The sequence below is a fragment of the Amycolatopsis sp. NPDC058278 genome (assembly GCF_042881395.1).
In the GTDB taxonomy this organism is placed as follows: domain Bacteria; phylum Actinomycetota; class Actinomycetes; order Mycobacteriales; family Pseudonocardiaceae; genus Amycolatopsis.
The window spans coordinates 1-9,765 of sequence record NZ_JBHVXZ010000212.1; the positions used below are offsets into that span (position 1 = coordinate 1).

10 protein-coding genes and 1 pseudogene are annotated in these 9,765 nt (G+C 65.7%); 4 read left to right on the forward strand and 7 right to left on the reverse strand.

Annotation, left to right across the window (positions count from 1 at the left end):
* Positions 1–808: 808 nt before the first annotated feature.
* Positions 809–976: a hypothetical protein gene (locus tag ACFVYA_RS48275; protein ID WP_387055193.1), complete on the reverse strand. Its 168-nt coding sequence runs from the start codon at positions 974–976 to the stop codon at positions 809–811.
* Positions 977–1,168: 192 nt separating this feature from the next.
* Between ACFVYA_RS48275 and ACFVYA_RS48280 the strand changes: the two genes are divergently transcribed.
* Positions 1,169–1,792 (forward strand): TMEM175 family protein, encoded by a 624-nt coding sequence (locus ACFVYA_RS48280; RefSeq protein WP_387055195.1) that lies wholly within the window; start codon positions 1,169–1,171, stop codon positions 1,790–1,792.
* A gap of 47 nt (positions 1,793–1,839) precedes the next feature.
* On the opposite strand, the gene ACFVYA_RS48285 is transcribed toward ACFVYA_RS48280, so the two are convergent.
* From ACFVYA_RS48285 to ACFVYA_RS48295, 3 genes and pseudogenes are all read right to left on the reverse strand, one after another.
* Positions 1,840–2,619 carry a transposase family protein gene (locus tag ACFVYA_RS48285; RefSeq protein WP_387055209.1) on the reverse strand — a complete coding sequence of 260 codons (780 nt, stop codon included), beginning with the start codon at positions 2,617–2,619 and terminating at the stop codon, positions 1,840–1,842.
* 207 nt (positions 2,620–2,826) lie between these two features.
* A pseudogene (locus ACFVYA_RS48290) lies at positions 2,827–3,338 on the reverse strand (IS701 family transposase); the annotation flags it as partial.
* A gap of 179 nt (positions 3,339–3,517) precedes the next feature.
* Positions 3,518–4,006 (reverse strand): GNAT family N-acetyltransferase, encoded by a 489-nt coding sequence (locus ACFVYA_RS48295; protein WP_387055197.1) that lies wholly within the window; start codon positions 4,004–4,006, stop codon positions 3,518–3,520.
* Positions 4,007–4,601: 595 nt separating this feature from the next.
* Between ACFVYA_RS48295 and ACFVYA_RS48300 the strand changes: the two genes are divergently transcribed.
* The 3 genes from ACFVYA_RS48300 (at position 4,602) to ACFVYA_RS48310 (ending at position 7,702) form a co-directional block, all read left to right on the forward strand.
* Complete coding sequence (locus ACFVYA_RS48300) at positions 4,602–5,138, forward strand: TnsA-like heteromeric transposase endonuclease subunit (protein ID WP_387055199.1); 537 nt, start codon at positions 4,602–4,604, stop codon at positions 5,136–5,138.
* Between the two features lie 17 nt (positions 5,139–5,155).
* On the forward strand, positions 5,156–6,889 hold the full coding sequence (locus tag ACFVYA_RS48305) for a hypothetical protein (protein WP_387055201.1): 1,734 nt from the start codon (positions 5,156–5,158) through the stop codon (positions 6,887–6,889).
* Positions 6,890–7,102: 213 nt separating this feature from the next.
* Complete coding sequence (locus tag ACFVYA_RS48310) at positions 7,103–7,702, forward strand: GNAT family N-acetyltransferase (protein ID WP_387055203.1); 600 nt, start codon at positions 7,103–7,105, stop codon at positions 7,700–7,702.
* Between the two features lie 51 nt (positions 7,703–7,753).
* On the opposite strand, the gene ACFVYA_RS48315 is transcribed toward ACFVYA_RS48310, so the two are convergent.
* The 3 genes from ACFVYA_RS48315 to ACFVYA_RS48325 form a co-directional block, all read right to left on the reverse strand.
* On the reverse strand, positions 7,754–9,067 hold the full coding sequence (locus ACFVYA_RS48315) for a replication-associated recombination protein A (RefSeq protein WP_387055205.1): 1,314 nt from the start codon (positions 9,065–9,067) through the stop codon (positions 7,754–7,756).
* Positions 9,068–9,168: 101 nt separating this feature from the next.
* A complete protein-coding gene (locus ACFVYA_RS48320) occupies positions 9,169–9,537 on the reverse strand; it encodes an MmcQ/YjbR family DNA-binding protein (RefSeq protein WP_387054889.1) in 369 nt (122 codons plus the stop codon).
* A partial coding sequence (locus ACFVYA_RS48325; protein WP_387055207.1) for an MmcQ/YjbR family DNA-binding protein occupies positions 9,534–9,765 on the reverse strand: 232 nt, incomplete at its 5' end. The genes ACFVYA_RS48320 and ACFVYA_RS48325, both read right to left, overlap by 4 nt.

Consider the following 9,765-nt stretch of genomic DNA (forward strand, 5'->3'; position numbering starts at 1 on the left):
CTCACAAGGTCCGATGTCATCACTCACAGTGCCCATCCCGCCGGACCTCGGCCCGGCGTGTCGGGCCGGAAACACCGATCTTGGAACAGTCCCCTTGAGAGGCCGGGAACTCCCACCAGGGAGGGACTTCTCGCGGCGCGTTCGACGGGTCACCCTGGCCAGGGACGGCAAGGTCGTCCCTGGCCACAAAGGATGCCCCCGCCGGATTCAGATATCTTTGTTCGAATTTGGTTCGGGTCGCCGAGGAGGAGACTTTTCTCTCGCCGCACACGAGAGAGAAGTGTCTTCATCAACTCAAGAGGTCTGACGACCCCGCCACATCAGGCGCAGACTAGCCCGCGTGACCAGGCGGTCACAGCGGAGTAAATGTTGTTGGTGGCCAGTTGAACTCCCCGCTGGCGGCCAGTTGGCGGGGAGTTATATGGCCACGCGCCCGGTTACGTAGCGTGGCTCTCGACAGACGTGGCCATAGCCTGTGGAGTGCTGCCCGCCCGTCGGCTGGAGTGGCGTCGATCTGTCGTTTGCCAAGGCCGAGCGACCACCGTGTCGCCAGTCGTGGGGCCACCGACACCAGCGCAGAAGTGGAACGGGTTATTACGCGGTTCGCTGGGCCGCGCGTTCCTGAACGACCGCTTGGCGGCATGACCGTACGTTGGCGTCCGGGTTCGCGTCTCTCGGCCGACTGCCCTGTGTAGGACTACACCGGCCGCCACTTAAGAGTTCGTGATCATGTTGCCGAGCTGATTACCCGCCCGCTCCCGCCGGGGACAGTGGCTCCTCGTGGGTAAGCGCATCGCGGCGGCTGCGCTCATGAGCCCCTCAGGAACCTCAAATAGAACGCTGCGAACACCAGGACGATTCCGACATTCACCATCAGCCGCTCCCAGAAGTGGTTCCTGAAGAACAGGACGTCCACGCCGACCACGACGACTACCAGCGCGAGCACGTAGAGCACGATGATTACCGGTTTTCCCATCCTCTCTTTCTAGCAGTGAGGATGCGTGCAGCAGACGCACGATCAGCGGCGCGCGGATGAACCGCGACGCTCCCATGACAGGTTCCCTGGGTTCTCCCCGTCGCCGGACACGGCGGGCCCGTCGCTGTCACGTCGAGCGTGGTGGTCTCACGACGGCGTCGCCTGGATGGCTGAACCGCCTACGATCCTGGAATGTCCCAAAACAGATCCCCCGAACGGCTGGTGTTCTTCACCGACGCCGTCGTCGCGATCGCAATCACCCTGTTGGTCCTGCCGCTGGTCGAGGCCGTGCCGGACGCCGTCGCGCAGCACCTCGACCCAGCCGAGCTGATCAGCGAGAACCAGTGGAAGATCTACAGCTTCCTGCTCAGCTTCGCGGTGATCGCTCGGCTATGGGTCGTGCATCACCACGTGTTCGAGCAGGTGAAGGCGTACAGCAGGCCGTTGATGGTGGCGAACTTCGGCTGGGTGCTGACGATCGTGGTGCTGCCGTTCCCGACCGAGGTGGCGGGCTTGTACGGCAATGACCGGTTCACCTCCTCGCTCTACATCGGCACGATCCTGGCCGCCTCCCTGTTCCAGCTGCTGATGGTGCTGGTCATCCGGCGCGACCCGACCCTGCGCGACGAAGACAGCGAACTGGCGCGAGCACCGCTGTTCGACACGTCCGTCAACACGGCCTTGCTGGCGGCCGCGTTCGTGGTAGCCGCGCTGGTGCCGCACGCCGGGTACTACATGCTCCTGCTCCTGCTCCTCCCGGCGATCATCACGCGGTTCCGCAAGACCAAGAGCGCTCCAGCCGAGGTGAACGCCTAAGGGATGTCTCGTAACTGTGGTTGTGGTTGGTGGGGCTGGTGTTGCGGTCAGTCGGTGAGGAGGATGTTGTGCAGGTGCGCGATTCCGGAGACGGTGTCGGCGAGCGTGCTGGCGGCGCGGCGGTAGTCGCGGAGGATCTTGAAGTTCTTCATCCGGGACAGGACGTGCTCGACGCGAGCGCGGATGTTGCGGTGGGCGGTGTTGAGATCCTCTTTCCAGTCCGGGAGTTCGCTGCCGTCGCGAGTTTTGCGGTAGGGCATGACGACCGCCGGGTTGCCTTGGTAGCCGCCGTCGGCCATCACAGGCCGATCGGCGAGTTGCTCGGCGATGCCCGAGTCGCGGTAGACGGTGCAGTCGTTGCGGCTGCCCGGTTGTGGGTCACCGGTGGCGATCACCAGCTGGGTCTCGGCGTCGATCGCGACTTGCACGTTGGTGGAGTAGCGGTAGTTCTTCGACGGTGTCGCCAGCCGGTGATCCCGGGTCGGGACCAGGGTGCCGTCCACGATCGCGACGGCTTCGATCCGGCGTTTGCGGACCGGGGCCAGGGCCAGCAGCGGCCCGATCGTGTCGATCACCCGGTGCGCGGCGGAGTGCGAGACCCCGAACAGTGGCCCGATCTGGCGCATCGTCAGGTTCGTCCGCCAGTACGTGGCGACCAGCAGTGCCCGGTCGGCCAGCGGCAACGCCCATTGTCGACCGGGCCGGCCGTCGGCGATCTCGTCCCCGCCGCGCTTCGCGACCAGCCGCACCAGCTTGCGGAACTGGCCGGGCTCCAGCCCGGTGAACGGGGCAATCCACTCCGGCTTCGATGCTGTGATCACCTGCACCACACCAACATGATCGACTACCGGCCCCGCCGGCCCGGCACCGGGTTACGAGACATCCCTTAGCACTTGGACTGCCCGCTGATCGGCAGAAGAGGGCATTCGCGGCAGGAGGAGACCGACGCGCAGGCACCGTCATCGAGAACGGGTTCTTACAACGACGCCAAGCGGCAAAGGTGGTCCTAGTACTCCAGCCGTAGATCGTGATCTTCATGTCTGATTCGCGGCTTGTCGTCGGTAATGGCCGGCTTGGGCTCGGGCCTGGCGGCGGCGTCGCCAGGCGGACCAGGCGAGCCGGTGGGGTACCTCGCGCACGGGCCGGACGGCCAAGGTGATGAACAGTCGCTGGATCTCGTTGCAGGTGAGCGGGATGAGCCCGTCAGGTGCGGGGTGCCGGGCGTGTTCGTCGGCGCGGACAACGGCGAGGAAGGCGTGAGCGAGCTGGCCAGGGTGACCCGGCGGGACCAGGAGGTGTAGCGGCGGACTTGGTGCTCGTCGAGTCCGGCCCGGCCCTTTCCGGACTGGAAGGTCTCCTCCACCCGCCACCTTGATCCAGCGACGCGGACCAGGGTGGTCAGGGGTACGGGGGCGGGTGAGAAGCAGCGGTGGTAGGCGAGTTCACCGGTGGTCCGGTTTCGGCGGATCAGCAGCTGGCGGCTGCCGGGACGGGGTTCGGCCAGGTCGATGACGGCCCAGTCGTAGAAGCGGTGCCCCGTGGCACCAGTCTCGTCGGCCACCAGCACTGCACCCTCGTCGTGCAGACGCTCCAGGACGTACTCGCGCACGTCATCGCGCACGGCGTCGGCATCCCACCGCAAGATCGTTAGTCTTCACACACCGATGATCAGCGGTGGCCGCAGCCTTCCCGCAGCCGACCCACGAGCAAGATCAAGGTCTATGGCTAAAGGTCACGCTGGTACCAAGTGCCTGACTTGCCGCCGAGATCGGCCGGGGTGGCAGGGCCGACCGGGACGAACCCGGCCTTGGCCAAGACCTTCTGGGACGCGGCGTTGTCGTCGGAGGTGGCCGCCCGCAGTGTGCGCAGCCCGTGCGTCGCCGTCGCCATCCGGCACAGCTCCCGGACGGTCGCGGTCGCCACGCCGCGGCCGGCGACCTGCTCCGCGACCCGGTAGCCGAGTCTGGCGGTGCCGTCCTCCAAGTCGTACAGGTTGAACCTGCCGAGTACCGAGCCGTCCTCGGCGACGAGCACGTAGAAGACGCAGATGCCGGCCTCCTGCTCGGCCAGCGAGGCGTTGAACCAGTCGGTGAACTGGTCGAAGAAGTCGTCGCCGCGGTCGGAGATCGAGGCAGCGAAGTAGGTGCGGTTCTCCAGCTCGAAGGCCAGAACCGCCGGGGCATGGCCGGCATGCAGCCGCTTCAGCTCGGGCATCGCCCGACCCTACCCAGATCGTGCGCTGAGGCCATCTGAGTTTCCGCCAGTGGCAGACAGCCCCAAGACCATGACACATCACGATCTACGGCTGGAGTACTAGCGCGGGCGACACGGTGGTCCCACGACTTGGCAACCGACGGATCCCCGTGCCACTGCGCCGCGCCGGCCGACGAACCTGCTGCGATCACTGACCGTACAACTGGCCGCCAGCGGGGAATCGAACTGGCCGTCCGTCGGTGGCCGTCCACGGAGAATTCCGACTGGCCGCTGACAAAATGTCACGAGCATGAAACTGATCTTGACGACAAGACAATGAGACAACCGCGAAGGTCCAGGTCAAACCCAGATCCATATGTCATCGCCGGTGAGATCCTACAGTCGGTGTAGGATCCCAAAATCGATGACACTGTCCCAAAAAATATTGGCACTGAGATGGCACCAGTGCCCTGACAATTGGAATTGATCATTCCTCGGTGCCGCGCTGGGCCGTTCGAGTGGGACTCCGCGACGCGCCGTTGTCGATCAGTCTGCAAACCCAGGTTGAGGTGTAGCCCTGACACCATCGAGCAGCTCACCTGCGGCGGGGAGCATCATGACGGCTGCGTCGAACGGCCTGTCGGCATCTGTTCGAGTCCGGCTTTCAGGTCAGGACCCTGAGGTTGTCGCCCCCCCCGGGCTTGACGTAGATGTTCAAATCCTGGGCACGGCGACGCCCTGGCGAACTTTCCGTTTCCACAAGGAACAGCGTCACTACTCAGGAAGCTACTGGTCAGCGACTGAAGGCAGCCTTGTCATCTACGAGTCGCGACTGGAGCTGGCGCGGTTGTTGTTCGCGGACTTCGACCGGTTGGTGCGCGGCATCGTCGCGCAGCCATTCCTGCTGGAGACCGACATCGACGGCCGACGTCGCCGGCATGTACCGGACTACCTTCTGCTGACCGACTCCGTCCCTGCCGTCGTGGACGTGAAGCCGAGCACGGTGGCCCAAGCGCGGTGCGGAGCACTTGAAGGACGTCGCGCCGTCGCTGCGGATCGCTTTGGAACAGCGCAACACCCCCGTCGTGGTAACGCGGCGTATCTGAATCCCGACCTATCGGTGCGGCAGCCTCCGGGGACCTTTACGCGCTGAGTCCGGTCGAACGTGCATTGGTCGAGCATGTCGAGCGCGGCGAGCTACTCGACCTGGCTGGCGTACATCCCATCAGCGAGGCTACCGAACGTGAATGGGATGAAAGCCGAACGGTCAGAGCGCAGGTAGTGCGGGAAATCATGCGCGGACGCCTCGCTTTGGACCCTGATCCCCACGGCCTGCGCCTCCGGGGAGCCAGAATCGCAGGCCGCGTGGATCTGGAGAATGTCACAAGCTTGGTCTGGCTCGAGCTCCGCGACTGCCTGCTCGACGAAGGACTCAACGCCTGCGACGCGCATCTCCCTGGCCTCACTTTAGAAGGATGTCGACTTAGCCACCCGAGCGAACCCGCCCTCGACGCAGGCAGACTTGTTGCCGCCATGCTCAATAGCGCGCACGCAACAATCTCGGCGCATAGCAAGCGCGGTGCCATTCATCTCTCTGGTGCACGCCTCGGCCTGTTGGACTGCGGCGGGGCGCGTTTGTACAACGACTCCGGTCCTGCTCTGGAGGCGGACAGTCTGCAGGTCGAGCGAGAGGTGTTTCTGAGGGACGGATTCGAGGCGATTGGCGTGGGACCACGTGGCGCATTGTGCTTACGTGCCGCCCATTTGGGCGGCGCGTTGGATTGCGCGGGTGCGCGGGTACGCAACGAATCCGGCCCCGGCCTCGAAGCACGCGTCCTGTACGCCGGCAACGCTGTATTTCTACGCGGTGGGTTTGAGGCGATCGGCGTCGGCGAGGGCGGCGCGGTTCGCCTGATCGGCGCGCACCTCGGCAGCTTGGACTGTGCCGAAGCAAGACTACGCAATGACTCCGGACCCGCGCTGGAAGCTGGCGGCGTGCGGGTTGACAGCAACGTGTTTCTGCGCGATGGATTCGAGGCGATCGGCGCGGGCGAGGGCGGCGCTGTTCGCCTTAGTGGCGGACATTTCGGCGGTCAGTTCGCCTGCGTCTGCGTGAGGCTGCGCAACGACACCGGCATCGCATTGAATGCATACCGCCTGCAGGTCGACGACAACGTGTTTCTGTCCGATGGATTCCAAGCAACCGGCGGGGGCGGGGGCGTCACCATCCTTCTTGTCGGTCTGCGGGTTGGAGGTTTCCTTGCCTTCAATCCGAAGCGGTTGGTGCACCACAACGATCCGCTACGACGGTTAGACGCAGATGGGCTGGTCTACAGCGGGCTGCTCAAGGGGATCGATACCAAGTCGTGGCTGCAACTGCTGCGCGAGGGCACACCAGCCTACGCGGCTCAGCCCTACCAGCAGCTGGCCGCCGCGCACCGCGCGGCCGGGCATGAACACGAGGTACGCCGAATCCTGATCGAACAACGCCGGGCCCAACTTGACCGACACGCGCTCAAAGGTCGAGCCGAACGGACGTGGGCCCGCCTCACTGGGTTGATACTCGGCTACGGCTACCAACCGTGGCGTGCGCTCATTGGTCTGCTGAGCACTCTTGTGGCTGCCGCCATCCTCACCGTTGTTCTTGGCGCTGGCAGCGGTCTCGCTCAGGTTCACACGCCACCTGACTCGACCGCATCGGCCTGCACACTAGTGGACCGGATCGGCGTTGGCCTCGATCTCGGCACGCCATTGATCAGCACTGGCGCTCGCGCCCACTGCGACTATACCAACACTGCTGCGGGCGAGATCCTCACCGTCAGCAGCTGGGTACTGCGACTACTCGCATGGGCGTTCGCCACCCTCTTCATCGCCGGCTTTACCGGAGCCGTCCGCAAAAGCTGAGGACGAACCTTGGATCTGACGTCACTGGTGAGTGCCCTCCTGTGTCCGGCGACCTACGCGAGGCACAGACTCCACTCTGGTCCGACGTCGATGTCGCAGTCCTGACGGAAACATGGCCGGGCCCACCTGCGATGTTCCGATCGTGACCGATGACCGCGCCGCTCGTCCCGGCCCGTTACCCCGGGGTCTATCCCGTGATCGTTTTACAGTCCCTTGACCGCCGGGCTGGCGGGCTGTAGTCCCGGGTCGGACAGTGGTCTGCCGGCGCGACCGGCGGTGCGTCATGTTCGTTGTTTCAACGGGCATGATCTCGACATAGCGGGGCAGACCATAAGCTATGACCACTCGGTCTATGTGCCGACCTCGAGTTGCAACCTGTGCCAGACGCTTGGTTTGTCCAGGTCGGCCTGGTTCGAAATTGATCTGCGGTTCGCGCATGAGACTCCGCCGACCCAGGCCGAACTCGTGCTGATCGCGAGGCCACCGACGACGAAGGCAGCGGTGGGGCAAGTTGTGCTACAACTGCGCGGTCAGCAGATCGGCGGCCTCGATTTGTGGCTGTGCGGGATTGACCGGAGGGGCGTGATCGGTCCGGTGCGGGTCGATGCCTCCTACCGGCGCCGCGGCTTCGGCACGGTACTTGTCGCGGCGGCGCTGGCACGAGGGCCGCGCTATCGGTGGTCGACGACCGCAATTGGCGAGTCGGTGGCAGGGCGGGCATTTTGCGCAGCTCAGTGCTGGCCGGACGGTACGCAGCCGAGTAGTCCGTTCTATTGCTCTCACATGAAGCTCTCGAACGGCGAAGACGTCTAGGCCCAGATAACCACGCCGGGCCGCTGGCGCTACCCCGCCAGCGCCGACTGGTCATCCGTGTTGTTGGCGAGCCCGCGAGGCAGCCCAATGACGCAGACGCTCAGCGATCTCGATCTCGTAGCCGTTTTGGGTGGGCTGGTAGTACGTTTCGCGGTCCATGCCGTCAGGGAAGTAGTCGGCGCCGGAGAAGCCGTCGGCGGTGTCGGGGTCGTACTGGTAGTCCTTGCCGTAGCCGAGGTCCTTCATCAGCCGGGTCGGGGCGTTGAGGATGTGGGCGGGTGGCATGAGGGAGCCGGTGCGGCGGGCGGCGCGGTGTGCGGCGTTGAAGCCGCGGTAGACGGCGATCGATTTCGGGGCGGTGGCGAGGTAGACGACGGCCTGGGCGATCGCCAGTTCGCCTTCGGGGGAGCCGAGTCGTTCGTAGACGTCCCAGGCGGCGAGCGTCTGCTGAACGGCGTGCGGGTCGGCCATGCCGATGTCCTCGGTGGCGAAGCGGACTAGCCGGCGGGCGACGTACAGGGGGTCTTCGCCGCCGTCGAGCATGCGGGCGAGCCAGTACAGGGCCGCGTCGGGGTCGGAGCCGCGCATCGACTTGTGCAGCGCGGAGATCAGGTTGTAGTGGCTCTCCTGCGCCTTGTCGTAGAGCGGGGCGCGCTGCTGGATGTGGTGGGCGAGCGCGGTGGTGTCCAGTGGTGTCTCGATGTCTGGGAGGGCTTGGAGCTGTTCGGTCATGTTGAGGAGGTAGCGACCGTCGCCGTCGGCCATGGCGATCAGGGCGCGGCGGGCGTCGTTGTCCAGGGGCAGCGGGTGGCCGGTGAGCTGTTCGGCGCGGGTGAGCAGGGTGGTCAGCGCGGCTTCGTCGAGGCGTTTGAGGACGAGGACCTGGGTGCGGGAGAGGAGGGCGCCGTTGAGTTCGAAGCTCGGGTTCTCGGTGGTGGCGCCGATCAGGGTGATCGTGCCGTCCTCGACGTAGGGAAGGAAGCTGTCCTGCTGGGCGCGGTTGAAGCGGTGGATCTCGTCGACGAACAGCAGGGTGCCCTGGCCGATGCCCCGGCGTTTTCCTGCGGCGGCGAAGACCTTCCGCAGATCGGCCACGCCGGAGAAGGTCGCCGACACCGGTTCGAAGGTCAGGTGGGTGCCTTCCGCGAGGAGCCGGGCGATGGTCGTTTTCCCGACGCCGGGCGGCCCCCACAGGATGGCGGAGCCGAGGCGCTGCTGGGCGACCATGCGGCCCAGCGGGGCGTCCGGGGCCAGGAGATGGTCCTGCCCGACGACATCTTCCAGCCGCGTGGGGCGCAGGCGGTCGGCGAGTGGCCGGGCGGGCTCCTCGTCGAAGAGCGGCAGGGTCGGTTCGGTCGGTTCCATCGGACTCTCGGATCGGAGGCGGATGTGTGCGGACGCGACAAGCGTTGCACGGGACACGGACGAGCGTGGGGCTCAGCCGCCGGCGGGAAGGCTCGCGGCGCTCATCGAGCCTCTGGGCGGTCGCGTCGCGGCAGTTGCTCGACGACCAGGTCGTAGGAATTCTCGACCGCGTCGACGACCAGTCGCGCGGTGATGCCGGGGCCCGGCCCCAACGAGATCCAATGCCGTTTGTCGAGATAGCGGCCCGGTGTGATCGTGGCGTAGCCGCGTTCTTGCGCGCGGGCGTGTTCGGGTTCGCACTTGACCGTGATGATCTGGTCATCCGGGTCGTCGGTGACGATCAGGAACACCTTGCCCGCCACTTTGTACACGTCCAAGTGCTCGGTGAACGGGTAACCGTGGTCCGTCCCGGGCAGCGCGAGGGCCGTGGCGCGTGCGGCGTCTTGGAGCCGGTCGCCGGCCGCGCTCACCTGGCCGCCCGCGTGCCGCTGCCGTAGGTGTGCGGGTCGACAGGCTGCTCGGCCTTGGGCAGGCCGGAGACCACGAGCAGGTAGGAGTCGGTGACGAGCTCCTCGACCAGCGTCTTGTCGATTCTCTCGCCGTCCTCCAGCGTGATCCAGTGCTTCTTGTTCATGTGGTAGCCGGGGGTGATGTGGCTGTTGCGTTCGCGCAGGGCGAGGGCCTCGCCGGGGTCGGCC

Coding starts and splice junctions, on each gene's coding strand:
- ACFVYA_RS48275 (WP_387055193.1), bottom strand. CDS start 976: ATGGGAAAACCGGTAATCATCGTGCTCTACGTGCTCGCGCTGGTAGTC.
- ACFVYA_RS48280 (WP_387055195.1), top strand. CDS start 1,169: ATGTCCCAAAACAGATCCCCCGAACGGCTGGTGTTCTTCACCGACGCC.
- ACFVYA_RS48295 (WP_387055197.1), bottom strand. CDS start 4,006: ATGCCCGAGCTGAAGCGGCTGCATGCCGGCCATGCCCCGGCGGTTCTG.
- ACFVYA_RS48300 (WP_387055199.1), top strand. CDS start 4,602: ATGACGGCTGCGTCGAACGGCCTGTCGGCATCTGTTCGAGTCCGGCTT.
- ACFVYA_RS48315 (WP_387055205.1), bottom strand. CDS start 9,067: ATGGAACCGACCGAACCGACCCTGCCGCTCTTCGACGAGGAGCCCGCC.